The organism is Ruegeria sp. K3, assembly GCF_056531845.1.
Window position 1 is genome coordinate 626,362 of record NZ_JBQFMM010000001.1, and the last position, 24,746, is coordinate 651,107.

At 57.7% G+C, this 24,746-nt stretch carries 26 protein-coding genes; 16 read left to right on the forward strand and 10 right to left on the reverse strand.

What is annotated here, in order from left to right; genetic code table 11:
- Nucleotides 1-45 precede the first annotated feature (45 nt).
- Together serS and ACR0MP_RS03080 are read right to left on the reverse strand one after the other, a co-directional pair.
- A complete protein-coding gene (serS, locus tag ACR0MP_RS03075; protein ID WP_170565858.1) occupies nucleotides 46-1,338 on the reverse strand; it encodes a serine--tRNA ligase in 1,293 nt (430 codons plus the stop codon).
- A gap of 72 nt (nucleotides 1,339-1,410) precedes the next feature.
- Nucleotides 1,411-3,075 carry a mechanosensitive ion channel family protein gene (locus ACR0MP_RS03080; protein ID WP_480885797.1) on the reverse strand — a complete coding sequence of 555 codons (1,665 nt, stop codon included), beginning with the start codon at nucleotides 3,073-3,075 and terminating at the stop codon, nucleotides 1,411-1,413.
- Nucleotides 3,076-3,267: 192 nt separating this feature from the next.
- Between ACR0MP_RS03080 and yajC the strand changes: the two genes are divergently transcribed.
- The 10 genes from yajC (at nucleotide 3,268) to ACR0MP_RS03130 (ending at nucleotide 10,246) form a co-directional block, all read left to right on the forward strand.
- On the forward strand, nucleotides 3,268-3,555 hold the full coding sequence (gene yajC, locus ACR0MP_RS03085) for a preprotein translocase subunit YajC (RefSeq protein WP_155151194.1): 288 nt from the start codon (nucleotides 3,268-3,270) through the stop codon (nucleotides 3,553-3,555).
- Nucleotides 3,556-3,588: 33 nt separating this feature from the next.
- Nucleotides 3,589-5,250: a protein translocase subunit SecD gene (gene secD / locus ACR0MP_RS03090; RefSeq protein WP_170403231.1), complete on the forward strand. Its 1,662-nt coding sequence runs from the start codon at nucleotides 3,589-3,591 to the stop codon at nucleotides 5,248-5,250.
- Nucleotide 5,251: 1 nt separating this feature from the next.
- Nucleotides 5,252-6,220 (forward strand): protein translocase subunit SecF, encoded by a 969-nt coding sequence (gene secF / locus ACR0MP_RS03095; RefSeq protein WP_170403224.1) that lies wholly within the window; start codon nucleotides 5,252-5,254, stop codon nucleotides 6,218-6,220.
- Nucleotides 6,201-6,959, forward strand: coding sequence for a TSUP family transporter (locus ACR0MP_RS03100; RefSeq protein ID WP_480893675.1), 759 nt, complete (start codon nucleotides 6,201-6,203; stop codon nucleotides 6,957-6,959). The genes secF and ACR0MP_RS03100 overlap by 20 nt, the downstream gene beginning before the upstream one ends.
- A 10-nt stretch (nucleotides 6,960-6,969) precedes the next feature.
- Nucleotides 6,970-7,323, forward strand: coding sequence for an Mth938-like domain-containing protein (locus tag ACR0MP_RS03105; protein ID WP_170403221.1), 354 nt, complete (start codon nucleotides 6,970-6,972; stop codon nucleotides 7,321-7,323).
- 130 nt (nucleotides 7,324-7,453) lie between these two features.
- Nucleotides 7,454-8,068 carry a heme ABC exporter ATP-binding protein CcmA gene (gene ccmA, locus ACR0MP_RS03110; protein WP_170403218.1) on the forward strand — a complete coding sequence of 205 codons (615 nt, stop codon included), beginning with the start codon at nucleotides 7,454-7,456 and terminating at the stop codon, nucleotides 8,066-8,068.
- Nucleotides 8,065-8,721, forward strand: coding sequence for a heme exporter protein CcmB (ccmB, locus tag ACR0MP_RS03115; RefSeq protein WP_170396393.1), 657 nt, complete (start codon nucleotides 8,065-8,067; stop codon nucleotides 8,719-8,721). The genes ccmA and ccmB overlap by 4 nt, the downstream gene beginning before the upstream one ends.
- A gap of 61 nt (nucleotides 8,722-8,782) precedes the next feature.
- Nucleotides 8,783-9,556 (forward strand): heme ABC transporter permease, encoded by a 774-nt coding sequence (locus ACR0MP_RS03120; protein WP_480885802.1) that lies wholly within the window; start codon nucleotides 8,783-8,785, stop codon nucleotides 9,554-9,556.
- Nucleotides 9,553-9,711 carry a heme exporter protein CcmD gene (ccmD, locus tag ACR0MP_RS03125; protein ID WP_010442050.1) on the forward strand — a complete coding sequence of 53 codons (159 nt, stop codon included), beginning with the start codon at nucleotides 9,553-9,555 and terminating at the stop codon, nucleotides 9,709-9,711. The genes ACR0MP_RS03120 and ccmD overlap by 4 nt, the downstream gene beginning before the upstream one ends.
- Nucleotides 9,704-10,246, forward strand: coding sequence for a DsbE family thiol:disulfide interchange protein (locus ACR0MP_RS03130; protein WP_170635251.1), 543 nt, complete (start codon nucleotides 9,704-9,706; stop codon nucleotides 10,244-10,246). The genes ccmD and ACR0MP_RS03130 overlap by 8 nt, the downstream gene beginning before the upstream one ends.
- On the opposite strand, the gene ACR0MP_RS03135 is transcribed toward ACR0MP_RS03130, so the two are convergent.
- From ACR0MP_RS03135 to acnA, 3 genes are all read right to left on the reverse strand, one after another.
- Nucleotides 10,241-10,942: an SDR family oxidoreductase gene (locus ACR0MP_RS03135; RefSeq protein ID WP_170403208.1), complete on the reverse strand. Its 702-nt coding sequence runs from the start codon at nucleotides 10,940-10,942 to the stop codon at nucleotides 10,241-10,243. The two genes, ACR0MP_RS03130 and ACR0MP_RS03135, sit on opposite strands and share 6 nt — an antisense overlap.
- A 115-nt stretch (nucleotides 10,943-11,057) precedes the next feature.
- Nucleotides 11,058-12,560: a BCCT family transporter gene (locus tag ACR0MP_RS03140; RefSeq protein ID WP_170403204.1), complete on the reverse strand. Its 1,503-nt coding sequence runs from the start codon at nucleotides 12,558-12,560 to the stop codon at nucleotides 11,058-11,060.
- A gap of 117 nt (nucleotides 12,561-12,677) precedes the next feature.
- Entirely contained in the window at nucleotides 12,678-15,368 is a 2,691-nt protein-coding gene (gene acnA / locus ACR0MP_RS03145) for an aconitate hydratase AcnA (RefSeq protein ID WP_170396402.1), read from the reverse strand.
- Between the two features lie 226 nt (nucleotides 15,369-15,594).
- Here acnA and ACR0MP_RS03150 point away from each other — a divergent pair, with 226 nt between their 5' ends.
- Nucleotides 15,595-16,296 (forward strand): DUF1223 domain-containing protein, encoded by a 702-nt coding sequence (locus ACR0MP_RS03150; protein ID WP_170403201.1) that lies wholly within the window; start codon nucleotides 15,595-15,597, stop codon nucleotides 16,294-16,296.
- Here ACR0MP_RS03150 and ACR0MP_RS03155 read toward each other — a convergent pair whose 3' ends face one another.
- From ACR0MP_RS03155 to purB, 4 genes are all read right to left on the reverse strand, one after another.
- Complete coding sequence (locus ACR0MP_RS03155) at nucleotides 16,297-17,220, reverse strand: lysophospholipid acyltransferase family protein (protein WP_170396406.1); 924 nt, start codon at nucleotides 17,218-17,220, stop codon at nucleotides 16,297-16,299.
- Nucleotides 17,221-17,305: 85 nt separating this feature from the next.
- A complete protein-coding gene (locus ACR0MP_RS03160) occupies nucleotides 17,306-18,373 on the reverse strand; it encodes a flagellar motor switch protein FliG (protein WP_480885885.1) in 1,068 nt (355 codons plus the stop codon).
- A gap of 93 nt (nucleotides 18,374-18,466) precedes the next feature.
- Nucleotides 18,467-19,009, reverse strand: coding sequence for a hypothetical protein (locus ACR0MP_RS03165; protein ID WP_170403198.1), 543 nt, complete (start codon nucleotides 19,007-19,009; stop codon nucleotides 18,467-18,469).
- Between the two features lie 380 nt (nucleotides 19,010-19,389).
- Nucleotides 19,390-20,694, reverse strand: coding sequence for an adenylosuccinate lyase (gene purB, locus ACR0MP_RS03170; protein ID WP_170403195.1), 1,305 nt, complete (start codon nucleotides 20,692-20,694; stop codon nucleotides 19,390-19,392).
- A gap of 88 nt (nucleotides 20,695-20,782) precedes the next feature.
- On the opposite strand from purB, the gene ACR0MP_RS03175 reads away from it, so the two are divergent.
- The 5 genes from ACR0MP_RS03175 to ACR0MP_RS03195 all read left to right on the forward strand — a co-directional run bounded on the left by ACR0MP_RS03175 (nucleotide 20,783) and on the right by ACR0MP_RS03195 (nucleotide 23,255).
- A complete protein-coding gene (locus tag ACR0MP_RS03175) occupies nucleotides 20,783-21,115 on the forward strand; it encodes a hypothetical protein (RefSeq protein WP_170403192.1) in 333 nt (110 codons plus the stop codon).
- The gene (locus ACR0MP_RS03180) at nucleotides 21,112-21,534 is read left to right on the forward strand and encodes a DUF6314 family protein (protein WP_170403189.1); all 423 of its coding nucleotides are present in this window, start codon (nucleotides 21,112-21,114) and stop codon (nucleotides 21,532-21,534) included. Before ACR0MP_RS03175 ends, ACR0MP_RS03180 begins: the two co-directional genes overlap by 4 nt.
- Nucleotides 21,535-21,609: 75 nt before the next feature.
- The gene (locus ACR0MP_RS03185; RefSeq protein WP_170396416.1) at nucleotides 21,610-22,197 is read left to right on the forward strand and encodes a biotin transporter BioY; all 588 of its coding nucleotides are present in this window, start codon (nucleotides 21,610-21,612) and stop codon (nucleotides 22,195-22,197) included.
- A gap of 139 nt (nucleotides 22,198-22,336) precedes the next feature.
- On the forward strand, nucleotides 22,337-22,894 hold the full coding sequence (locus ACR0MP_RS03190) for a hypothetical protein (protein ID WP_480885806.1): 558 nt from the start codon (nucleotides 22,337-22,339) through the stop codon (nucleotides 22,892-22,894).
- A gap of 10 nt (nucleotides 22,895-22,904) precedes the next feature.
- Complete coding sequence (locus tag ACR0MP_RS03195; protein WP_170403183.1) at nucleotides 22,905-23,255, forward strand: hypothetical protein; 351 nt, start codon at nucleotides 22,905-22,907, stop codon at nucleotides 23,253-23,255.
- Between the two features lie 55 nt (nucleotides 23,256-23,310).
- Here ACR0MP_RS03195 and ACR0MP_RS03200 read toward each other — a convergent pair whose 3' ends face one another.
- Complete coding sequence (locus tag ACR0MP_RS03200; RefSeq protein ID WP_170403180.1) at nucleotides 23,311-24,525, reverse strand: bifunctional alpha/beta hydrolase/OsmC family protein; 1,215 nt, start codon at nucleotides 24,523-24,525, stop codon at nucleotides 23,311-23,313.
- Nucleotides 24,526-24,746: the final 221 nt, after the last annotated feature.

Sequence of the window (24,746 nt, forward strand, 5' to 3'; positions counted from 1 at the left end):
CGCCTTGTCTGATCGGGAACCGGCGCTTGAATGCGCCGGTTTTTTTTATGTCAGCGTGCCGTTGGTCTGAAGGGTTAGCTTGCCGCCCAGATAGGGTGCCAGAACCTCGGGCAGGGTGACCGTCCCATCCGTGTTCTGACCATTTTCCAACACAGCTATCAGGCAGCGCCCCACGGCCAGGCCCGAACCATTCAGGGTATGGACATATTCTGGCTTTCCCCCGGCCTCGGGCCGGAAGCGCGCATTCATGCGGCGCGCCTGAAAATCCCCGCATGTCGAGACCGAGCTGATCTCGCGATAAGTGTTCTGGCCCGGCAGCCACGCCTCGATGTCGTAAGTGCGTCGTGCACCAAAGCCCATGTCGCCGGTGCACAAGATCACGGTGCGATAGGGGATGCCCAGCTTTTCGAGAATGCCTTCGGCGCAGCGCAGCATACGTTTCTGTTCATCATCCGACTTGTCCGGATGGGTGACCGAGACCATCTCGACCTTTTCGAACTGGTGCTGCCGCAGCATCCCGCGTGTGTCCTTGCCCGCACTACCAGCCTCGGACCGGAAGCACAGCGAATGCGCGGTATAGCGGCGAGGCAGGTAACTCTCCTCGATCATCGTGTCGTTGACGATGTTGGTCAGCGACACTTCGGAGGTTGGAATCAACCACCAGCCTTCGCGGGTCTGATAGCTGTCTTCTCCAAACTTCGGCAACTGGCCGGTGCCCTGCATCATTTCCGAGAGAACCAGAACCGGGCCGTTGACCTCGGTCAGATCATTCTCGTTGATATGGGTGTCCAGCATGAACTGCGCCAAAGCGCGGTGGATACGCGCGACGCCGCCCGACAGCAGCACAAAGCGCGAGCCGGAGAGTTTGGCAGCCGTCTCAAAATCCATGCCATTCTGAACGGCATCGATTTCAAAATGCTCTTTCGGCGCGAAATCCAATTCGCGTGGTGTGCCCCAGCGGTTGATTTCGACATTGTCGTTCTCATCCGCGCCTTCGGGCACATCCTCGGCGGGCAGGTTCGCGATGCGGATCAGCTGGTCGGCCAGCAGAGCGTCCAGATCCTTGGCCTCGGTCTGCATCCGGGCCACTTCGGCCTTTTTCTCGGCGACCAGAGCGCGCAGGCGTTCGAATTCAGCTTCATCCCCGCGCCCTTTGGCAGCGCCAACCTCTTTGGAGGCCTTGTTCTGCTCGGCCTGAGCTGTCTCAGCAGCCAGAATCTTGGCGCGGCGGCTTTCGTCCAGCCTCAGCAGGTCTGACGACACCGGCGCGTCCCCACGGCGCGCAAGGGCGGCGTCGAAGGCGGCTGGGTTTTCGCGTATGGCGCGGATGTCGTGCATGGTTCAGATCCTTAACTGCGTGAATCACTGAATCCGCTTATGCACCATCTGAATGGCAGGGTGTAGCACCGGTTACGACTTATCCGATTCCTCGTGGGATTCATGCGCCAGATGGCCATCCCACTCTTCGGTTGGGATTTTCGGCTCGGGCGGGTCGGCCATGTACGAAGGTGTCATGATCTGCACGTTATTCTCATTGAACACGGCCACGATGTTGCGATGCAGGTCCGAGCGGATTTTCGGGATGATACTGCCCCGCGTGGTATAACCGTTGATCTGATAGTTTATCGCGTAATCGGCCAATGCGGTCCATAAAACAAAGGGTTCGGGCTTTGCCTTGATCCCCCTGGTGCGATGGGCGGCTTCTATCAGCATTGCCTCAACTTTCTCGGGTGGCTCTTCGTACCCGATGCCTACGGTCGTGTGCAGCAGCAACCCGCTACCGTCGGTTCTCTTCGAGAAATTCACCACGTCCGAATTCATCAATTGGGCGTTCGGGATCGAGATCAGTTCATTCTTGATGGACTTCAGATGCGTCTCCATCAACTTGATCTGTACCACATCGCCGATATGGTCCCCGATCTGGATCCGATCCCCGATAGAGGTCGAGCGGCGATAGATCACGAAGAGCCCCGCCAGCATGTTCGAGACGACCGAGTTTGCGCCCAGCGACAGCATGGCACCAACCAGAATCGTCAGCCCCTGAAACGCCGCCGAATCTGATCCGGGGATGTAAGGGACAGCAAAGACCAGAGCGATCAGGATAACGACGACGCGGGCGATGTTGAAGGTCGGGTTCACCCAGTGGCTTTCAAAATCGCCCATGTCAAAGGTTCCCGCCTCGACGGCGTCAAAGAACACACGCATGCCCCGGATAATATACAGCGTTATCCATGCGATCAGTATCAACATGATCAGGTTTGGGATGTAGCTGAGGATGCCTTTGAAGATCAGCAGGACCGGCTCGGTCAAGTAGGTCAGCAGGAGTTGCGCGAAATAGCGCGTCTCGGCAAAGGCAAGCAGAACGAAGGAGAGGTAGTAGTAGAAACCGAGGAAAAAGATCACCAGCAGGACAAAATTCAGAGCATACCGGATCAACGCGGCGATGGCCTCGGCCTGAACACTTTTGGCGGTCGCGGTTTCGACATCCTTGAGGTAACGCTTGACCAGTTTCAGCGTACGGCGGCGAATGCGCCGGTGCAGCCACAGGATAACGACGACAAAAAGCGCGAATCCAGCTGTCCATGCTAAGGCTTCGATGGCACCCGAAACACGCGCCTGTTCGGTGCGGTTTGCGCGATAGCTTTCAATGGATTGTTTAATAGCGTCGCCGTGCAACAAACTGAGAACGTTCAAGTCCAACTGCTCTAGCTCGGAATCGGCATCGGTCACGATCGAAACTTGAACACCATCGGCAAAGATTCGAATGCCGAACTCTGAGTCCTCGAAGGTTATGGAGACCTGCTCGGCGTCTGAGGCCTCGGCGATTTCGATGATCTTGTTCTGTACACTCGCGGCCCGTTCCGGAGCGGGCAGCGCGCTGGAGCCGCGCAGGTGAAACAAGGTGTCGCCGTCAACGATAACCGGAGCCTGAAAAATCTCTGATTCAGTGTCTTCTATCGCAGGCTCTTCGCTAGTGGCGTTCTGTGCCCATACGGGCGACGCCAGAAGACCTATACAGGTTGTCACGAGCATCAGGCGAACAAACGCGCCAAGGGTCTGGATTGATTGAATCATTAGGCCTCCTGCCACAGGACTATATCTGACTGGAAGGGTCTGCCTAGAACATATCTGCAACGTCCGGCAGCAAACCTTTGAACCCGATGGTCGAAATGGGGCCAGGTTTGCTTGCAAACCCATGTTTCAAAGCATAGGTTCCCGCAAACTTTGCAGAGAGCTCTCTGCATCATCAGAACAAAGGAATATCCCATGGAAGGTGGCGCAATCGCCCAGTTTCTCCCGTTGATCCTGATCTTCGCGATTATGTATTTTCTGCTGATCCGTCCGCAGCAGAAAAAGATGAAGGAACATCAGGCCATGGTCGAAGCCGTGCGCCGGGGCGATCAGGTTGTCACCCAAGGCGGGCTGATCGGCAAGGTGTCGAAGGTCAAGGAAGGCGATAACGAGATCGAAGTCGAGATCGCCGAGGGCGTTAAGGTTCGCGTGGTCAAATCGACCATCGCTCAGGTTCTGAACAAGACCGAACCTGCGAAGTAACTTCGCGCGACAATTCCTTGAAAAGGCAGGGTAATGCTGCAAATTGATTCCTGGAAGCGGGTTCTGATCTGGTCGGTCTGTGTGATCGGTCTATTCCTTGCCCTGCCGAATGCGTTTTATACGCGCGTCGAACAATCTAACGATGCCAAGGCTGCGATTGAGCTTGGCATTGATACACCTGAAATGCAGGCCGAGGCCGCGCAATGGCCGAATTGGCTGCCGTCGTCTCTGGTCAATCTCGGGCTCGACTTGCGCGGCGGCGCGCATTTGCTGGCCGAGGTCAAGGTTGATGATGTCTACGAATCCCGGATGGAGGCGATGTGGCCCGAAATCCGCGACGCGCTGCGTGATGAACGCGCGACGGTCGGCACGATCCGTCGTCAGGATTCGGCGCCTGACGAGATTCGCGTGCGCATCAGCCAACCCGAGGGCATGTCCCGCGCATTAGAGGTTGTGCGCGGTCTGGCCCGACAGGTGCAGACGCTGACCGGGGCAGGGGCAACAGATATAGAGGCTCGCGCCGAGGGGGACACTATCGTTGTCCAACTGTCCGAGGCCGAAAAGCTTGCTTCGGATGACCGCACCGTGCGCCAGTCCCTTGAGATCATCCGCCGTCGGATCGACGAGGTTGGTACACGCGAACCAACGATCCAGCGTCAGGGCGCTGATCGTATCCTGATTCAGGTGCCCGGCATCGGCAGCGCCGGGGAGCTCAAAGAGATTATCGGCACGACGGCACAGTTGACGTTCAATCCTGTCGTTGGACGCGGGACTGACCCGGATGCCATTCCGGGAGTTGGCGAGAAGCTTGTGCCATCGATCGATGAAGATGGTGTGTATTACACTCTGGACGCCGCACCCGTCGTGACCGGTGAAGAATTGGTCGACGCGCAGCCATCTTTCGACCAGAACGGCCGCCCTGCGGTCAGCTTCCGGTTCAACACCTCTGGCGCGCGCAAATTCGGCGATTACACGCTGGAAAACATTGGCGCACCCTTTGCTATCGTCCTGGATGACGAGGTGATCTCGGCCCCTGTAATCCAAAGCCATATCCCAGGTGGTTCGGGCATCATCACTGGCAACTTCACAGTTGAAGAAAGCACCAATTTGGCCGTTCTGCTGCGCGCAGGTGCCTTGCCTGCAGGTCTGGATTTCCTGGAAGAGCGCACCATCGGCCCTGAGCTGGGTCAGGACAGTATCGACGCAGGCAAAGTCGCGACAATCGTGGCCTTTGTCGCCGTGTTGGTATTCATGGCTCTCAGCTACGGCCTGTTCGGCATCTTCGCCAATATTGCGCTGATCCTGAACGTGGGGCTTTTGTTTGGCCTGCTCTCACTGATCGGCGCCACGCTGACCTTGCCCGGGATCGCGGGTATCGTGCTGACGGTGGGCATGGCAGTTGACGCCAACGTGCTGATCTTCGAGCGTATCCGCGAGGAACTGAAATCTGCCAAAGGTCCGGCGCGTGCCATCGAACTGGGATACGAAAAAGCGCTTTCGGCCATTCTGGACGCAAACGTGACCACATTCATTACCGCAACCATCCTGTTTGCCATGGGCAGTGGTCCCGTGCGCGGCTTCTCCATTACGCTTGGTCTGGGTATTCTGACCTCGGTCTTCACCGCGATCTTTGTGACGCGTCTGATGATCGTGATGTGGTTCGAACGCCGCCGTCCGAAAACGATCGAGGTTTGACATGAGACTGAAACTCGTACCCCAAAACACCTCGTTCGATTTCTTTAGCCGTTGGAAGGTCTGGCTGGGCATCTCGGGTTTGATGATGGTGATCGCATTCACGTCATTCCTGCTGCAAGGGCTGAACTTCGGCATCGACTTTCGCGGCGGCACCACGATCCGGACCCAAAGCGCGCAAGAGATCGACGTCGGCGCCTATCGCGACGCCATCGCGCCGCTTGAGCTTGGCGATGTGACTATCACCGAGATTTTTGATCCCACCTTTGGCGAGGATGAAAACGTCGCGATGATCCGCATTCAGGCACAGGACGGGGCCGAAGCTGTGGCGGCCGCAACCGTCACAGCCGTCGAAGAAGCGCTGACCGTTGCCGCGCCGGATATCCAGTTCGTCTCGGTAGAATCGGTTGGCCCCAAGGTTTCGGGTGAGTTGATCCAGACCGCGGTCATTGCGGTCGCCTTGGCGATTGGCGCAGTGCTTGTCTATATCTGGCTTAGGTTCGAATGGCAGTTCGCACTCGGGGCGGTCGCCGCGTTGGTGCATGACGTGATCCTGACCATCGGCATCTTCTCGGAACTACAAATCCGTTTTGACCTGGCGATCATCGCCGCTCTACTGACTATCGTCGGCTATTCGCTGAACGACACCGTGGTCGTCTTCGACCGGGTTCGCGAAAACCTGCGGAAGTATAAGAAGAAAAACCTCAAAGAGGTGCTGAACATCTCGATCAACGAAACGCTCAGCCGGACGGTGATGACCTCTGTGACCACGCTGCTGGCGCTGATCTCGCTCTATGTACTGGGCGGAGACGTGATCCGAGGCTTTGTCTTCGCGATGATCTGGGGCGTGATCGTCGGGACCTATTCGTCGGTCTTCGTGGCCTCGACCATCCTGCTGTGGCTGGGGGTCAAGCGCGACTGGTCGAAGCCGTCGAATACGGCGGGCAACCAGTTTGCCAACATTGATGCCTGAGTATTTCGGCCAGACCCTAACCGGTCTGGCCGTTATTATTTTCGCCGCCTTTGTTGGGGGCATCGTGCGTGGGTTCTCCGGCTTTGGGACGGCCCTGATCTTCCTGCCCATCGCCAGCCCGTATCTTGGCCCCTTCGGTGCCATCATCGCGCTGACGGTCATGGACATATTTGGCCCGATCCCGAACCTGCGCCGCGCATGGACGGTTGTTGACAAGGCAGATCTGATGCGCCTTTTGGTCGGGTGCGCGCTACTTCTACCGGTTGGCTTATGGCTGCTGACCCGGACCGATCCTGAAGTGTTTCGCTATATCGTCAGCCTGATTTCCTTGTCGATGCTGGCCGTTCTGGTTTTTGGTCTGCGCTACCGGGGAGCGGTATCGCGTGGCATGGTTGCTGCGATCGGCGGGGCTGCAGGGCTACTTGGCGGGGTAGCCGGGATACCGGGGCCTGCTGTCATCCTGTTTTATATGTCACGGCCCTTACCGGTTGAGATCATCCGCGCGACGATCCTATTGTTCCTGTTTGCTTTCGATTTGCTGATCCTCGGATATCTTGGCGGGATGGGGCGTCTTTCGATCGCGAGCATCGGATTGGGCCTTGCGCTTGCGGTTCCCAACATCGCGGGCAACTGGCTGGGGGGCTGGATGTTCCGACCCGAGTACGAGAACCTCTACCGCGCCGCAGCCTATCTGGTGATTGCAACAGCGGCCTTGTCCGGCCTGCCGTTTTGGGGCTAGAACCCTGCACATGCGCCTGAACGAGATCACATATACAAACGCTCAGCCGGTTGATGGCTATGGCCCCGGGTTCTTTCGGATAGGCGGGGAAGTTCATGATGGGGCAGTCCTGACCGGCCCCACTGGTACATCGGCTTGGGCGGGTTACTCCGACGCCCAGACCCTGCTGGCCTTGTCCGAACATGTCGATGTTCTGTTCATCGGTACGGGCAAAGAACTGACCCACATCCCAGCCGACTTGCGCACCACATTGGAAGAGGCAGGTCTGGGTGTCGAAATCATGAACTCTCCGGCGGCCTGCCGCACTTACAACGTGCTGCTTTCCGAAGGCCGCCGCGTTGCGCTTGCGCTGATCCCGGTCTGAGGATCTGTTCTTCCACTGGCTAAAAATATCCCGGGGAGTGTGAGGGGCTGGCCCCTCACTGCGACCCAACCGGCCGCTCTGCGGCAATTCCGACCTTTTGCCCACACGCACAATCCGCTAAGCGGGCTTCATGACTTTAAAGGTAACCGATCTGGCCATCGCACGCGGCGGAGTTCCCGTGCTCGAAGGGCTGAGCTTCTCGCTTGAGGCAGGAAGGGCGCTGATCCTGCGGGGACCGAATGGGATCGGAAAGACAACATTACTGCGTACGCTTGCGGGCCTGCAACCGCCGCTGGCAGGGCAAATCGTCGGGGCAGAAGACCAGATCGCATACGCGTCTCATTCCGACGGGTTAAAACCGACCCTGACCGTTGTCGAAAACCTCAACTTCTGGGCGTCGGTCTTTGGCACCCGTGATATCCAGCACGCCCTTGATGCGTTTGAGCTGAACGAGTTGGCTGACCGCCATGCGGGCAACCTTTCGGCGGGGCAGAAACGGCGTCTGGGATTGGCGCGTATGTTGGTTACTGGCCGCCCGATCTGGATGCTGGACGAGCCGACGGTCTCGCTGGATCGTCACGCCGTGCAGATGTTTGCGGATGCGGTGCGCGCGCATCTGGGGCAGGGTGGTTCGGCCCTGATCGCGACCCATATTGATCTTGGCTTGGACGGAGAGGTTCTGGACGTTGGCCCCAACAAGGCCAAGCCCAAGCCCATCGACGATTTCGACGGAGGTTTCTTGTGATCGCCTTATTGCTGCGTGATCTGAAATTGGCTTTCCGTGCGGGGGGTGGCTTTGGTCTCGGTCTTGCTTTCTTCCTGATCGTCACCGTTCTGGTGCCATTCTCGGTTGGCCCGCAATCTTCGCTGCTTTCGACCATCGCACCGGGCGTTCTTTGGCTGGGCGCGCTTTTGGCGTGTCTGCTGTCACTTGATCGCCTTCTGGCGCTGGATTGGGAAGACGGCTCGCTTGATCTGCTCGCGACCGCGCCACTTCCGTTGGAATCAGTTGTTACCGTCAAAGCGCTAGCCCATTGGCTAACCACCGGATTGCCGCTGGTTCTGGCCGCGCCGTTCCTAGGCGTGTTGCTAAACCTGCCTGTACCCGGGTTTTCGTGGCTAGTGATCTCACTGCTCCTCGGTACTCCGGCGATGAGCGTTATCGGCACCTTTGGCGCGGCGCTTACTGTTGGTCTAAAACGGGGCGGTCTGCTACTGTCGCTTCTGGTTTTGCCGCTCTACGTGCCGACTTTGATCTTCGGAGCCGAGGTCGCCCGACGCGGTGCGACAGGCATGGAGACGCAAACGCCCCTGCTAATGCTGGCAGGGATTACCGCCGCAACGGTCGCACTTTTACCCTTTGCCAGCGCAGCGGTACTGCGCATCAATCTTAGGTGATGGCCACAAAGCTTGACTGAGGTCAATTGAGAACCACGCCGACTCGGACTAGATAGAGCCCATGACAATCGCAGCCAAAGCCAATGCCCTTTGGGAATACGCCAACCCGCGTAAGTTCCTCGCGACCAGCGAACGGGTCCTTCCGTTCTTCTGGATCAGCTCAGGTCTTTGTCTGGTCGTCGGATTGATCTGGGGCTTTTTCTTCACCCCGGATGACTACAAGCAAAGCTCGACCGTAAAGATCATCTATTTGCATGTGCCCGCCGCGTTGATGGCGATCAATTGCTGGCTGATGATGCTGGCAACTTCGCTGGTCTGGCTGGTGCGTCGCCACCATGTCAGTGCGCTGGCTGCCCGCGCCGCTGCGCCCATCGGCATCGTGATGACGCTGATCGCATTGGCCACCGGAGCGATCTGGGGGCAGCCCATGTGGGGGACATGGTGGGCCTGGGACCCGCGCCTGACCTCGTTCCTGATCCTGTTCCTGTTCTATCTAGGTTATGTCGCGCTTTGGGAAGCGATCGAAGATCCGGATACAGCGGCGGACCTGACCTCGGTCCTTTGCCTTGTGGGTTCTGTCTTTGCGTTCCTCAGCCGGTATGCGGTGAACTTCTGGAATCAGGGGCTGCATCAGGGGGCTTCGGTGATGCGCGCCGGGGCGATCACAGGCACGGATACTGAGGAGAAGGTAAGCAATATCTACTTCTATCCACTGCTGCTCTGCATCATCGGCTTTGTACTGCTGTTCATTGCGCTGGTCTTCTATCGTACGGGCACAGAAATTCGCGCCCGCCGGACCAAGGCGCTTATGGCGCGTGAAAGGGTGAGCGGATGATCCCTGATCTTGGAAAATATGCCGATACCGTCTTGTGGTCTTATGTCGTATCAATCGGACTTCTGATCGCATTGGTGGGTTTCAGCGTGATCCGGGGCCGTAAGGTACGGGCCGAGATGGAGAAGGTTGAACAAAGGATGTCACGCAATGGCTAAGATTTCGCCCCTGATGATCGCGCCTCCGCTGATTTTCGGCGCCTTCGCTGTGCTCGCGGGCATCGGCATGTTCCGCGACGATCCTAACGCCTTGCCCTCGGCGCGCGAGGGTCAGCCAGCGCCGCCGGTTGTACTGACCGAGTTCACGGGCAAACCGGGCTTCGATGATGCCACACTGCGTGATGGCGAGGTCAAGCTGGTCAACTACTGGGCCAGTTGGTGTGCACCATGCCGCGTCGAACACCCCAATCTGCAGGCTCTGTCTGACGAGGGTATCCCCGTCTATGGTATCAACTACAAGGACCAACTGGACAACGCCGAAGGATTCCTTGCCGAACTGGGCGATCCCTATGCCGGTATCGGTCGGGATGAACAGGGCCGAATGGGGCTGGACTGGGGCGTCTACGGTGTGCCCGAAACCTATGTGATCGACGGTGAGGGCACGATCATCCTGCGCTGGGCTGGTCCGGTCACTCAGCGGGTGATCGAAAGCGCGATCCGCCCAGCGCTTGAGAAAGCCGCAGGTGGCTCATAAGCGATAGCCACCGGTGACGCCCAGAACCTCACCAGTGATGAAGGATGCGGCATCGGACGCCAGAAACCTGACGACTTTGGCGATATCCTCGGGCTTTCCCGCGCGACCTAAAGCGGTTTCTTTGACAAACAGCGCGGTCAACTCCTCGGACCGGGGCGCTTCGGGGATGTTGATCGCACCCGGTGCGACTGCATTAACGCGTATCCCCTTTGGCCCAAGCTCCTTTGCCATGGCATGGGTCCATAGATTCAGGGCGGCCTTGCTTGCCCCATAGGTCACCGCATCCCGAGGCGGTAAGACCGCGTTCATAGATGAGATACTGACGATTGAGGCGTCGCGTTTCAGATGTGGTAGCGCAGCAGCCAACAATGCGGCGGGGGCCAGCAGGTTCAAATCCAGAATGGCGCGGTGGTCCTCGGCCCGAAATTCCTCTTTGGGGGTAGATTTCACAAGGCCGGCATTGTTGACGATCACATCCAGCCTTCCAAACCTCTCGATCACCTGCGAAATCACGATAGCCGGCTGGTCGGGCGCAGATAGATCAGAGCGTATGGCCAGAACATCCCCACCCAGTAGCTCGGGCATGGGTTTACTCGACAACCAAGTAAACGCGACGCGGTGATCACGGCTGAGGTCTTCGACGATTGCACGCCCAATTCCGCGTGCACCGCCGGTTATCAATGCGACTTTGTCCATAATCGTAGGAAATCGGTAAAATGGTCGGGATTCAAGCCGTTACTTACGGACCAAAATCCAGATCATCGCGCCGATGAATGCAAAGGTGGTTAGATTCATAAGCGTATCCGTCAGATCACCGATCAGCATGGCTCAGCCCCTCTTCTCGTAGCCCTCGGAACAGGCAGACCATCAGCAGAACCGAGATGAACACAAAGGGCAGCGCTCCGAGTGAGATCAGGACTTTGACCGATTCCACCGAGCCCGACAGGATCATCGCGACACTCAACAAGCCCAGCAATGCACCCCAGATCAGCCGCACGCGCGGGGGCGGGTTTTCGTCCCCCTGGGACGAGAATGTACCCAGCACAAAGGCCGCGCTTACAACGCTGGTTACGATGAACAGAAACGCCGCTGCTACGGTTGCAAGTATTGTGATCTGCGATAAGGGCAAACGGTCGAGCAGGGCGAAGGTCACACGCTCGATGTTTGTTTGCGTATAGGCCAGCAGTTCTCCGGCACCGTTGAGCGCCTCGAACAGACCGATGCCGCCGAAGGCACCGAACCAAAGGATCGAGAACAGCGTGGGCGCAAAGAGTACTCCGATCACGAATTCCCGGATCGTGCGACCGCGAGAGATACGCGCGACGAACACACCAACAAAAGGTCCCCAGGCGATCCACCAGACCATATAGGTGAGGGTCCAGTCGCTGAACCATTTGGTGACGTCATCGCCGAAGAAGGTGAAGGTCTGAAAGCCCCGAGGGATGACATTGGTGACGTAATCGCCGAACCCTTGAACCACAGTGTTCAACAGATACTCTGTAGGCCCGAGGACCACTGTGTAGGCCACAAGGCAGATCGCGATCAGCATTGCCGCATTCGACAAGCGCGCCATGCCTTGGCCAAGGTCGATTAACAGAGCAGGGATGTAGGCTGCGACCATCGCCAGGAAAACAACTCCGATCAGAAGGGCACCAACCGTTTCCCGGCCACCCAGAACCGCAATCCCGTCCGCAACCTGGAACACACCCATGGCCATTGAACCGCCAACACCGATAGAGATTGCAACAATGGCCATGAAATCCGACAGCCACCCGACCCGCTCGGCCCAGCGTTCTCCTGGGAACAGGCTTTTGATCGGTGCACTGACCATCATGCCTGTCCCGCGCCGAAAGCTGAAATAAGCGATGGTCAGCGCGGTCGAACCGTAAATCGCCCATGCGTGCAGGCCCCAATGGAAGTTTGTTGCCAGCATGGCCTGCTGCGCGGCGACATAGTCGGGTGCCATGCCCGAGATGAAGTTGAAATGGGTCAGGGGCTCGGCGACCGCCCAGAACAGCAGTCCAACGCCCATTCCTGCGGAGAACAGCATTGAGATCCAGGTGGCGGTCGAGAACTCGGGCTCTTCATCATCCCGGCCCAGACGGATTTTGCCATAGGGTGAAAAGGCCAGAACCAAACACCCGATCAACATGCCTGAGGCCGCGAGCATCACGAACCAACCGCGACTGTGGAAGGTTTGTTGCACGATGCTGTTGGCCCAAGTCACCAAGCTTTCGATATCGACGACGCCCCAGATCCCGATCACGGCGATGACGCTAAGCGAGCAAACCAGTAGGGCGTTGGGCTTTTTCATGGTGATGGAATTCCGAAGACTGTCTTGCCCAACAGTTTCAGATTTTTAAATAAATGGCCAGAAAACAAAACCCCCGGCGCAGGGCCGGGGGCTGAGGTTGGATATCAACCTGCTGATTTATGACGCTTTTGCGAGATTGCGCAGCACGTATTGCAGCACACCGCCGTTTTCGATGTATTCGATCTCGGGCGCGGTATCGATGCGGCACTTCAGGGTGATCGTCTTTTCGGTACCATCTCCGTAAATGATGGTGCAGGGCACTTCCTGCAGGGGCTCAACCGAATCCAACCCGTGGATCGAAACGGTCTCATCACCCTTCAGACCCAGTGTCTTGCGGGTATCACCATCGGTGAATTCGAATGGTATGACGCCCATACCTACCAGGTTTGAACGGTGGATGCGCTCAAAGCTTTCGGCGATCACTGCCTTGACGCCAAGCAGAGCTGTGCCCTTGGCCGCCCAGTCGCGTGACGAACCTGCACCGTACTGTTCGCCGCCAAAGACGACCAGCGGGGTGCCTTGCTCCTGATAGGCCATCGATGCTTCGTAGACCGAGGTTTGTTCACCATCCGGGCCTTTTGTATAACCGCCTTCGACGCCATCCAGCATCTCGTTCTTGACGCGGATATTGGCGAAGGTGCCGCGCATCATGATCTCGTGGTTGCCACGGCGTGAGCCATACGAGTTGAATTCGCGCGGCTGAACCTGACGATCGGTCAGATACTTCCCGGCAGGTGTCGTTGTCGCAAACGAACCGGCGGGCGAGATATGGTCGGTGGTGATCATGTCGCCCAGGATCAGCAGAACCTTTGCACCATCGATATTCGAGATCGTGCCCGGCTCAGGCCCCATGCCTTGGAAATAGGGAGGGTTTTGAATGTACGTTGACGTCGGTGGCCAATCATAGGTTTCCTGTTGCGGAACCTCGACCTCCTGCCATTTCTCGTCGCCTTTGAAGACATCGGCATATTTCGACTGGAACGCCTCGCGGGTCACAGTTGCCTCAACCAATTCGGCGATTTCGCTTTGGGTCGGCCAGATGTCTTTCATGTAGACATCGTTGCCGGCCTGATCCTGTCCAATTGGTTCCGAAGTCAGGTCGATGTCCAGCGTACCGGCCAGCGCGTAGACCACGACCAGTGGAGGCGAGGCCAGATAGTTGGCGCGCACGTCGGGCGAGATGCGGCCTTCAAAGTTGCGGTTGCCTGACAGCACCGAAGTGGCAACAAGATCGCCTTCGGCAATCGCTTCGCTGATTTCCCTTTGGATCGGACCCGAGTTGCCAATGCAGGTGGTGCAGCCATAACCAACAAGGTTGAAGCCGATCTTGTCCAGATCTTCCTGCAGACCCGCAGCCTCCAAGTAGGCGGACACAACCTGCGAGCCGGGCGCCAATGAGGTCTTTACCCACGGTTTGCGATCCAATCCCAGCGCGGCGGCTTTACGTGCAACGAGGCCCGCGCCGATCATCACATACGGGTTCGACGTGTTGGTGCAGGAGGTGATCGAGGCGATCACGACTTTGCCCGATTCCATGCCGTAGTTTTCGCCTTTGACCTCTATTTGTTTGCCCATCGGGCGTTTGAAGGTCTCGGCCATTTCCTTGGTGAATGCGGCCTTGGCGTCGGTTAGTGCGACATAATCCTGCGGCCGTTTCGGGCCCGAGATCGCAGGAACAATTGTGCCCATATCCAGCGACAGAGTGTCGGTGTAGATCGGCGCGTAATCGGCATCGCGCCAGAAGCCGTTTTCCTTGGCGTAGGCCTCGACCAATGCGATGCGGTCTTCGTCGCGTCCAGTATTGCGCATATAGCGCAAGGTCTCGCCGTCAATCGGGAAGAAACCACAGGTCGCGCCGTATTCGGGGGCCATGTTGGCGATGGTTGCGCGATCGGCCAAGGGCAAGCGGTCCAGACCTTCGCCGAAGAACTCAACGAATTTACCAACCACGCCTTTCTCGCGCAGCATCTCGACGACTTTCAGGACAAGGTCAGTTCCCGTTGTGCCTTCGACCATCGAACCGGTCAGTTCAAAACCCACAACCTCGGGGATCAGCATCGAGATCGGTTGACCCAGCATCGCGGCTTCGGCCTCGATTCCGCCAACGCCCCAACCCAGAACGGCCATGCCGTTGACCATGGTGGTGTGGCTGTCAGTACCAACAAGTGTATCGGGATAAGCGACTTCTTCGCCGCTTTGGTCCGTGTCTGTCCAGACGGTCTGCGCCAGGTATTCCAGGTTTACTTGGTGGCAGATTCCGGTGCCGGGAGGCACGACGCGGAAATTGTTGAACGCGTTCTGACCCCATTTCAGGAACTGATAGCGTTCCATGTTGCGCTCATATTCGCGGTCCACGTTCATCTGAAACGCGCGTGGGTTGCCGAACTCATCAATCATGACCGAGTGGTCGATGACCAGATCGACCGGGTTCAGCGGGTTGATCTTTTGCGCGTCCCCACCAAGGCCCTTGATGCCGTCGCGCATCGCTGCCAGATCCACCACGGCCGGAACTCCGGTAAAGTCTTGCATCAGAACCCGGGCAGGGCGATAGGCAATCTCACGTGGGTTCTTGCCACCGTTGGCACCCCATTCGGCAAAGGCTTTGATGTCATCGACGGAAACCGAGAACCCGTCATCTTCGAACCGCAGCATGTTTTCCAGAACCACTTTCAACGCGGCAGGCAGATTCGAAAAATCGCCTAAGCCTGCTTCTTGCGCGGCTGGAATCGAATAATAGGAAATGGATTTGCCATTCACGTTCAGGCTGCGGCGTGTCTTGGCGGTGTCCTGTCCGACCTTGATGGGCATCTGTGGCCTCCCTCTCAAATGACTTGGAATACGGGCTTCGCTAAGGGTTATCTGCATTACCACACCAGTTGTTTCAAGGTGCAACGGGCAGTTTGGGTGGTTTTTAGTATACCATTGCACACATTTTGTCGAAAGCTTGTGTCTGAGGTCTCAAGAAACCTTGATTGGCAGTTTATTCGGTTCCGACTTAAACCTTTCAGGCAATCATCCTCTATCGAGAGAAAACATGCTCAGATCAGTCGCTGCGACCGCGTTTGTTTCACTCTTTCTTGCTGCCCCGGCTCAGGCGCAGGATGATCCGGTGGTGGTCGAACTGTTCACCTCGCAGGGGTGCTCGTCCTGCCCGCCAGCAGACCGGATCATGCATGAATTGGCCAAGCGGGATGATGTAATCGGTCTGGCGTTGCATGTGGATTATTGGGACTACATTGGCTGGAAAGATGAATACGCCAATCCCGACCACACCGATCGTCAGCGCGCCTATGCACGTGAAGGCGGGCGGACGATGATCTACACGCCGCAGATGGTTGTGAATGGGCAGCAGGATGTGGTTGGGGCCAAGTCAATTGAACTGAACCGGCTAATCGATGCACACCTGGCTGCGCCGCCGGAGGCCGAGGTCAGTGCCACGCGTACTGCGAACGAAGTATCCATGAATGTCGTTCCGATCGAGTTACCAGACGACGAAACCTATGATGTTCGGATTGTGCAGTATTCGCCGATGCGTCGCACCTCGATCCGGCGTGGCGAATTGGCCGGACATGATCTGGATTATGCAAACGTGGTCGAGAATTGGCAGATTGCCGGTCGCTGGGATGGCCAAACACCGCAGAGTTTCACCGCAACATTGTCATCGGAATTGCCTGCCGTTGTTCTGATCCAGCGCAGTGGCCATGGTCCGATCGTGGCCGCAGCGCGGGTTAAGTGATCAGGGCATATCCTTTGGCTGGACCCCCAGTCCCCTCCAGGACTTCCAGCGCCGATGAATCCAGAACCATTGTCCCATGTGCTGACGCACCATCGCTTCCAGGTCGTCATTGGTGAACTGGGTCATGGTTTTGGCATCAGTATGCGGGACCGGGTCGTGTAGGACGATCTCAAAATCGATCCCGTTGGGTTGGCGCACTGCATAGCAGGGGATCAGCACAGCCTTGTATTTGATCGCAAGTTCCGCGTTCAGCACCGAGGTGACGGCGGGTTTGCCGAAAAAGGTCAGCTCCTCACCACCATGCGCATGCAGGTCGGATACAATGGCAATGATGCCTCCGCTTTTCAGTGAACGGACCATTTCGACCATACCTCGGCGGCCCTGTTCGAACATGGGCGACCCGGTCTGATAGAATGCCTCGACATACATGTCGTTGAAATATGGATTTGCCATGCGGCGATAGAGGCTGCCGATGGGTTTACCGCTACGCGCCTGCAGCGCGACCCGCGCGGCCAGATAGTGCCCGAAATGCGCAGTGATCATCATCACTGGACGCCCTTCCGCCACGGCGGCATCAAATGCTTCGACACCCGAGCCCGATACTTTGGCCTTGCTTTGTCGCTCGATGAAACCGTCGGCTGAAAAATGCTCCATGATCGCGCGCCCGGCATTGTCAGGCACGGCGCGGCAGATGCGCTTGACCTCGGCCTCGGGCAGATCTGGGCAGGTGAGTTTCAGGTTGCGGCGCACGCGGGTTCGAAACCCGACAATGGGGGCAAGCCAGCGCACAATCGCGCCCATCGCTCCGATGCGGCGCTCATATGGCAGCAGGCGCATGCCGCGGATTACGCCGGTCAGAAACAGGTTGGCGACGTAGTATTTTCCAAGCTCAAATCGGCTTAGTTCCGACTTTTCGACGGGCATGGGGAGAGACACCTGAGCGTTGTGAACTGCGCGACGAGACATACAGGCCCCATCGTGCGATCACAAGTGGTCGCGCCTTGCCGGACTATTCTGCATTCTCCTCAGCCTCGACCAGTGCGATCGCGCCCTCGTCCAAAAGCGCGCGGATGGCTGCAGCGATCTGAGACATCGCTTCTTCACTGTCGGATTGTTTGACCTTGCCACGTTCGGCCATTTCTTCCCGTAAGTTTTCCGCCATGCGAGAGGACATGTTGGCTAGGAAGAACTCGACCGTGGCGAGGTCTTCGTCGCTATTGGCTCCGGCCAACGCCGTGATGAGAACGGGTTGATCCACAACGCGCAGAATCGCTGGAACATCGCGGGGTTGGATGCGCGAGGGCACATGCGAAAAGATGAAGATCGATTGCCGGACGGTATCCGCAAAATCGGCGTCTTCTTCGTCCAGCGCGGTCAGCAAACCATCACGCGTTGCCGCGGCCGACTGGTTGAGGATCGCGCCCACACGCTCACCCGGCCCATCCCGAAAGGCGGGCTCGGGGCGTTGATCCAGCTGAGCGGCCAAGGACCATCCGATCCGCTCAACCGCCTCGGGCGTCACGTTGGCCGTTTTCGAGACTGCATAAGTTATCCGTCGCGCTGTGGGGCCGGGTAGGTGGCCCAACAACTGGGCAGCCTTGGCGGTTTCGAGTTTCGACAGCATAACGGCGGCGACTTCGGTGCTTTCAGCTTTGGCCATCTCGGCCAGATCTTCTGAGGGTACTTCGCGCAAACGCTGCCATGGGTCACCGATCTGCCTCACGCCAGCTACCTGGCGCAGCCGGGCGGCGGTGGCTGGGGCGATCTTGCCGTTCACCGCGTCCAGAGCACCAGCAAGCCCATGGGGAAATGCAAGCCCTACGCCATCCAGCGCATCGGCAAATTCCTGCGCGACGGCGGCCAGCGTTACCCGGTCAACCAACCCCATCTGTCCAAGTTGGTGGGTAAGTTGTTCCTGCAGTGAATCGGGAAGCTCTTCCAGCGGGATATCCGCCCCCTCGTTCAGCAGCAGCCGAACCACAACTGCGGCTTTCTCTCGGTTGCTGAGGGCGCGCGGCACAACACGTGGCGCATCATCGTCTTGTTCAACGACCGGGGGTTGCGCGCCCGGCGTCATCTGCACCATTAGTTTCGTGTCCTGCATCTGCCTGCAATGCCTCATTCGCGTTGCAGGCAGAATATAGAGAGTCGGGTAAAGAAACCCTGAAACTCAGTAGCTATATGTCAGCCCTGTTCTGATCGCTTCGCGCAGCGATGTCTCAGCCCATGTGCCTTCGCCACCACGCGCCTTGATCTCGCGCCATTGTGCGATGGCCAACTCGGTCTTGCCCTGGGTAACAAATCCCTGACCCATGTAGCTGCGGGCGAGGATGTTGTCGGGGTTGGATTCAATTGCTTTTTGGTAAAACGCGTCAGCCAGTTTCAGCTCACCCATCTTGCGATAGGTGAACCCCCAATAGGTCTGCACCCGATCATCATCTTGATCCATGATACGCAGAATGCCCTGAGCATTTTCGTACTGCCCGTCGTAAGCCAACTCGCGCACGGCATCATACAGTTGGTCTTCGGTGAAATTCGTCTTGTTGGGTTTGACGCAGCGCCCGGCTGCCTCGTCATAGACGCGGCCAAACAGGCATTTCTTGGTGGTGTTGGTGGGCTTGGGCGGGCTGCTGTCCCCACCACCCGCAGCAATGGCCATGGGCGCGAAGGTAAAGGCCTGAAGAGCGATGGCCGAGGCTAGTACAAGACGCATTTTCCTACTCCGTTGTCAAAGAGACTTGTTACAATCATAGCTTGATCTTCAAAAAAGCTAACGATTGACTGATCGCTTTTATTCACAAGCAGGAAATAAAAATGTCAGCTATTGACGATTTTCATGCAGCTTTGGCTTTCGCTGTCCCAAATTGTGCCTTCAGCACAGGACTGGGTTTGCTTGGTGTTACCGTTACAGGCAAATCCGGCGGTGCCCGCACAGATAAGAGCAATTGCGCATAGAGCAGTTCGTAGCATCGAGTTTTCCTTTCGCGGAAACTGTGCCAACAGATTAACCGATTTTTGCCAATCTGGCAAAGACACAAGGCCCGGCTGCATTGAGCAAACCGGGCCAAGTTTTTAGCACTGTTTGAGTTTGAATTATTCGCCGAATACGCGGGCGAAAATCGTATCTACATGTTTGGTATGGTAGCCGAGATCGAATTTCTCTTCGATTTCTTTCGGGCTCAGCGCGGCGGTGACATCGGCGTCGGCCAACAGTTCCTCTTTGAAGTCGGTGCGATGCTCCCAGACTTTCAGCGCGTTGCGCTGAACCATGGCATAGGCATCCTCGCGGCTTACACCTGCTTGGGTCAACGCCAACAGCACTCGTTGGCTCATGACAAGACCGGGGAACTTGTTCATGTTCTCGATCATGTTCTCGGGGAAGATCAGCATCTTGTCGATTACACCGGTCAATCGCGCGAGTGCAAAGTCCAGCGTGATAGTGGCATCCGGCCCGATCATGCGTTCGACCGAGGAATGCGAGATATCGCGCTCGTGCCACAGCGCCACGTTCTCCATCGCCGGGATCACGGCCGCACGCACCATGCGCGCAAGACCGGTCAGGTTCTCGGTCAGGACCGGGTTCTTCTTGTGCGGCATCGCCGAGGAACCTTTCTGTCCCATCGAGAAGAACTCGGCACCTTCCAACACCTCTGTCCGCTGCATATGGCGGATTTCGATAGCGATGTTTTCGATGCTGCTGGCGATAACACCCAGTGTGGCGAAGAATGCGGCGTGACGGTCGCGGGGAATGACCTGCGTGCTGATCGGTTCAGGCACCAGACCCAGCTTGTCGCAGACATGCTCTTCAACCTGCGGGTCGATATTCGCAAACGTCCCGACCGCGCCGCTGATCGCTCCGGTGGCGATTTCCGCGCGGGCATCGCGCATCCGGGACAAGTTGCGGTCCATCTCGGCATAGAAGCGGGCAAAGGTCAGGCCCATCGTGGTGGGTTCGGCATGGATACCGTGGCTGCGACCGATGCGAACGGTGTCTTTATGCTCTATCGCGCGGCGTTTCAGGGCAGCCAACAGACCTTCGAGGTCTGCAATCAGCAGGTCGGCGGCGCGGGTCAGTTGCACATTGAAGCAAGTGTCCAGCACGTCCGAGGAGGTCATGCCCTGATGCACGAAACGGGCTTCCTCGCTGCCCACATGTTCGGCCAGATGGGTCAGGAAGGCGATGACGTCGTGTTTGGTGACGGCTTCGATCTCGTCGATACGGGCGACATCAAAATCCACATCCTTGGCTTTCCACACGGCCTCGGCGTTTTCACGCGGGATCACGCCTAGATCGGCCATGGCGTCGCAGGCGTGCGCCTCGATCTCGTACCAAATGCGGAACTTGCTCTCGGGTGACCAGATGGCGACCATATCGGGGCGTGAATAGCGGGGAATCATTGGCGGCAGCACCTTTTTATGATTGGGATGAGGCGTTGGCGCGGGGTTTAGCCGCGCATTGACCAAGGAACAAGGCGCGAGTGCTGGGATGAGACGGTTTGCCCTGATTTTATTGCTTTGGCCGGGATTTGTGGCCGCCGACGAGTTTCAGCAACTGACGGGTGATGAGATTCTGATGGCGCTTGCTGGCAAGAAGCTCGACTATGGCGAGGGGATCACCCAGACCTTCGATAGCAATATGCAAACGCAGTACTTTTCAGGCCGCCCAAGTTCGGGACGATGGGCCGTTCGTGATGATCGCTATTGCTCGGTCTGGCCGCGTTCGGATTTCTGGGCTTGTTATGATGTTGAGCAAAGCGGTGAAACCATCCGGTTTGTGGATGATTCAGGTAATACAACTGACGGAATCTATTTGAAGTGAGCCTGCCCAGAAATATTTATGATTTCCAGGGGGTTTGGGACCTGAGCCGCCTCATCCGGGACGAGCGTGCAGGCCAGATCATTCAGGCCGAGGGTAAGGCAGAGCTTCGGCAAGATACCCAAGGGTTGGTCTATGATGAGACGGTCACGCTGCGTGTTCCGGGGCAGCCTGCAATGACGGGAATGCGTCGATACCTTTGGCGCGACGCCGGTGATCGGATCGCTATCCATTTTGATGATGATCGGTTTTTTCACGCACTCAAACTTGGCCAAACCCGGGTCGAGGATCATCACGATTGCCCGCCGGACAGCTATGATGCACACTATGATTTCTCGGGATGGCCGCGCTGGACAGTCCGCTGGACCGTATCAGGGCCGCGAAAATCCTATGAAATGGAGACCAAATACGCGCTGCGATAGCGTAATCATCTTGCAGCAACGGCCCGGAACGGGCATTGCTGCATGTGCAAATAAGTCCGAATGTGGAGAAATGAGATGAACGCAAACGTACTGGCCAATGCTTTTGGCCCGCGTGAGGGGACGGCGCTGCGCGTCAAGCAGGTGGCTCTGGTTGCCCTGGGTATCGTTGCTCTGGCTGTTGCTGCCAAAATCAAAGTGCCGATGTGGCCGGTTCCGATCACCATGGGCACATTCGCCGTTCTGACCATCGGCACCGCTTATGGCGCGCGCCTTGGCCTGATCACGATGCTGGGTTACCTGCTGGTTGGTGCTCTGGGCTTTGACGTGTTTGCAGGTTCCTCGGCCGAAAAATACGGCCTGACCTACATGATGGGTGGCACCGGCGGCTATCTGGTCGGTTACCTGATGGCGACCATTCTGCTGGGCGCACTGGCCGCGCGCGGCTGGGATCGTTCGGTCGGCAAGCTGGCGCTGGCGCTGGTACTGGCCAACGTGCTGATCTACGTACCGGGCCTGCTGTGGCTGGGTCAGCTGTATGGCTGGGACAAGCCGATCCTGGAATGGGGTCTGACACCGTTCCTGCTGGGTGACGCGATCAAGCTGGCGCTGGCCGCTCTGCTGATCCCTGGCCTGTGGAAGCTGCTGGGCGACGCACGCACCTGATAGCGCGCTCTTGCGCAAGACACACCCGCGTTCGGAGCTTTCCGGACGCGGGTTTTTTATTGTCTTCAGAACAGGATACTGGACAAAGTCAAACTGCATGGGCAACCTGACATCAGAAAACTGATCAGGTTATTGAGATATGCGTATTTTGTTAAGCTTGGCGCTTGCTGCAAGTGCCGTGACTTGGTTGGCTGTAACGCCTGTGCAAGCTGACACACCGGTGACCTACACCGATGAAGGGCGCGCCCTGTTCCGCTTTGAGGTTCCCGACTTTTGGGCATTGCGTACCGGTGGCCCGCGTGAAATCGAGGATACCAATCTGGGCGATGCCCGTGCGGTTTCGCGCGTCATGGGGATCAGACCGGTGACCGACGATAATGTCTGGATGGGCTTCGTCTCACCATCACGGGTTTCCAGCATTCAGGGCGGGGTGCGCTATCTTGAGGATATCGACAAATTCCTCGTCAAGGACCCGACGGTGACCAGCACCAGTGATACAAGGATTGGTGGGCGGCCTGCGCATGTTATCCGCGGCACCGGCAATCGGGATGGGCGAGGCGTAAACTTTACCGCCACTGTGATCGACCTGCCGCGAGACCGTGTTGCGATTGGGGTTGCGATCCTGCGTGACGGGGCCGACCTGTCTTATGTTGATGCCTTGAACGCCGTTTTCGCGTCGTTCCGGTCTTTGCAGTAAGGAGGCTCGGATGACTCGCAAACTGTTAAAACGGTCTGTTCTGGCGCTGGGGTTGGGTACTGCAACGTTTACATTGTCCGCCTGCGATGGCGTGTCCGTCGGGGTAGGGTATGGCGTTGGGTATGACCCGTTCTACGACTCGATGCTGTGGAATGATTACTACCACGACCGTAACGTGAATGTAGATGTTGACATAAACCGCCCAGACCGGCCCGACCGCCCCGATCGACCGGTTCGTCCGAACCCTCCACCGCGGCCAAAGCCACCGATCGCCAAACCGCCGTCGCGTCCGCATCCCCCGGTGGCGCGTCCTCCGACGGCACGGCCACCAATTCACCGACCCTCACCGAGGCGCCGTTAGAAAAAGGGGGCAAAAGCCCCCTTCAATCATTATCATAAGCTGACAAAGGTGGTTTTCAGTCCAGCAGCTCAGTCGTGATATGGGCCGAGCCTTCAAGGGTTCGGTGCACGGGACATTTATCTGCGATCTCCAATAGCTTAGCACGTTGCGCGGCATCCAGCGGCCCTTGTAGCCGTATCTTGCGGCGGAACTGATCGACCTTGCCATCGCTGGCCAGTCCGGCGTCCTGGGCGTGTACCTTGTCGTGGCAGACATCGACGGTGATACCTGTCAGCGGCCATTTCTTGCGCCGCGCATACATGCGAATGGTCATCGAGGTACAGGCGCCCAATCCCGAGGACACAAATCCATAAGGGGACATGCCTCGGTCCGTTCCTCCGTACGAAGCGGGCTCGTCAGCGACCGCATGGTGGCGCGGGCCGGACTGGATGTCTTGCAGGAACCCTGCCGGGTCTGCCTCGGTCACGCGAACAACACCTTCCGGGGCGCCGGGTGGTGGGGCGGGCGGGCACAGTTTGACGTATCGCGACACCCAAGCCGCAATGACATCCGCCGCGTAATCCGCATCAGCGGCGCGTGTGATCAGATGGTCGGCATCGTCCAGCGTGACAAAACTTTTTGGATGCTTCGCAGCCAGAAAGATGGTGCTGGCGTTGTCAATGCTGACCGTGTCATCGCGCGGTGCGTGCAGGATCAGAAGCGCTGCTTTCAAATCTGAAACGGCAGGGCTAAGCGCGGCCTCTGAAATGTCATCGACAAAAGCTTTGCCAATGCGGAACGGGCGACCGCCAAGCGAAACCTCTGCGCTGCCTTGCGCCTGAATCTCGGGCAGGGCGGCCTCGAAATGGTGTGATACGTGGCCCGGGTCAGCAGGCGCACCCAATGTGACGACCGCCTTGATCGACGGTATGCCAGCGCGTGCGCGCAGTACCGCAGCGCCGCCAAGTGAATGGCCAATAAGCAGGGCGGGGGCCATGTTGCGGCCGGACAGGTAGTGCGCTGCAGCGATCAGATCTTCGACATTTGAGGTGAATGTCGTATTCGCAAACTCTCCATCCGAGTGGCCAAGGCCTGTAAAATCAAACCTGAGCACGGCGATGCCCATCGCCGCCAAACGCGCCGAAATGCGCCGTGCGGCAGGTATGTCCTTAGAGCAGGTAAAGCAATGCGCAAACAAAGCCGTTGCCAGTACCGGCCCGTCCGGCAGATCAAGGCGCGCGGCCAATTGGCTGCCGTCGTGACCGGCGAAAGTAATGCGTTCGGTGGGCATGATGAATCCTTGGTGGTCCAGGTTTCGACAATACTGTGTGCTGTGTGCGGTTCTCTCAACCCCTGTGTCAGTGGCGTAACAGGAAGGTGAGGGGGTGGGACCACGTAGCCCTTGGCGCGTCGCATCAATGCATTGTTGGGGTTGGTATCTGAACAATCAAAAAATGTGATGATAATTCGGATAAACATTCATTTTACTTATTTATACTTGGACCCCAACTT

Bases quoted from the DNA above. Each gene is read 5' to 3' on its own strand.
- ACR0MP_RS03190 (WP_480885806.1), top strand. From the start codon at position 22,337: ATGCGTATTTTGTTAAGCTTGGCGCTTGCTGCAAGTGCCGTGACTTGG.
- acnA (WP_170396402.1), bottom strand. From the start codon at position 15,368: ATGCCCATCAAGGTCGGACAGGACACCGCCAAGACACGCCGCAGCCTG.
- ACR0MP_RS03105 (WP_170403221.1), top strand. From the start codon at position 6,970: ATGCGCCTGAACGAGATCACATATACAAACGCTCAGCCGGTTGATGGC.
- ACR0MP_RS03120 (WP_480885802.1), top strand. From the start codon at position 8,783: ATGACAATCGCAGCCAAAGCCAATGCCCTTTGGGAATACGCCAACCCG.
- ACR0MP_RS03200 (WP_170403180.1), bottom strand. From the start codon at position 24,525: ATGCCCACCGAACGCATTACTTTCGCCGGTCACGACGGCAGCCAATTG.
- serS (WP_170565858.1), bottom strand. From the start codon at position 1,338: ATGCACGACATCCGCGCCATACGCGAAAACCCAGCCGCCTTCGACGCC.
- ACR0MP_RS03175 (WP_170403192.1), top strand. From the start codon at position 20,783: ATGAGACGGTTTGCCCTGATTTTATTGCTTTGGCCGGGATTTGTGGCC.
- ACR0MP_RS03140 (WP_170403204.1), bottom strand. From the start codon at position 12,560: ATGAAAAAGCCCAACGCCCTACTGGTTTGCTCGCTTAGCGTCATCGCC.
- ACR0MP_RS03165 (WP_170403198.1), bottom strand. From the start codon at position 19,009: ATGCGTCTTGTACTAGCCTCGGCCATCGCTCTTCAGGCCTTTACCTTC.
- ACR0MP_RS03185 (WP_170396416.1), top strand. From the start codon at position 21,610: ATGAACGCAAACGTACTGGCCAATGCTTTTGGCCCGCGTGAGGGGACG.
- ACR0MP_RS03135 (WP_170403208.1), bottom strand. From the start codon at position 10,942: ATGGACAAAGTCGCATTGATAACCGGCGGTGCACGCGGAATTGGGCGT.
- ACR0MP_RS03080 (WP_480885797.1), bottom strand. From the start codon at position 3,075: ATGATTCAATCAATCCAGACCCTTGGCGCGTTTGTTCGCCTGATGCTC.
- ACR0MP_RS03155 (WP_170396406.1), bottom strand. From the start codon at position 17,220: ATGCCCGTCGAAAAGTCGGAACTAAGCCGATTTGAGCTTGGAAAATAC.
- purB (WP_170403195.1), bottom strand. From the start codon at position 20,694: ATGATTCCCCGCTATTCACGCCCCGATATGGTCGCCATCTGGTCACCC.
- ACR0MP_RS03150 (WP_170403201.1), top strand. From the start codon at position 15,595: ATGCTCAGATCAGTCGCTGCGACCGCGTTTGTTTCACTCTTTCTTGCT.
- ccmD (WP_010442050.1), top strand. From the start codon at position 9,553: ATGATCCCTGATCTTGGAAAATATGCCGATACCGTCTTGTGGTCTTAT.
- ACR0MP_RS03195 (WP_170403183.1), top strand. From the start codon at position 22,905: ATGACTCGCAAACTGTTAAAACGGTCTGTTCTGGCGCTGGGGTTGGGT.
- secD (WP_170403231.1), top strand. From the start codon at position 3,589: ATGCTGCAAATTGATTCCTGGAAGCGGGTTCTGATCTGGTCGGTCTGT.
- secF (WP_170403224.1), top strand. From the start codon at position 5,252: ATGAGACTGAAACTCGTACCCCAAAACACCTCGTTCGATTTCTTTAGC.
- yajC (WP_155151194.1), top strand. From the start codon at position 3,268: ATGGAAGGTGGCGCAATCGCCCAGTTTCTCCCGTTGATCCTGATCTTC.
- ccmA (WP_170403218.1), top strand. From the start codon at position 7,454: ATGACTTTAAAGGTAACCGATCTGGCCATCGCACGCGGCGGAGTTCCC.
- ACR0MP_RS03130 (WP_170635251.1), top strand. From the start codon at position 9,704: ATGGCTAAGATTTCGCCCCTGATGATCGCGCCTCCGCTGATTTTCGGC.
- ACR0MP_RS03160 (WP_480885885.1), bottom strand. From the start codon at position 18,373: ATGACGCCGGGCGCGCAACCCCCGGTCGTTGAACAAGACGATGATGCG.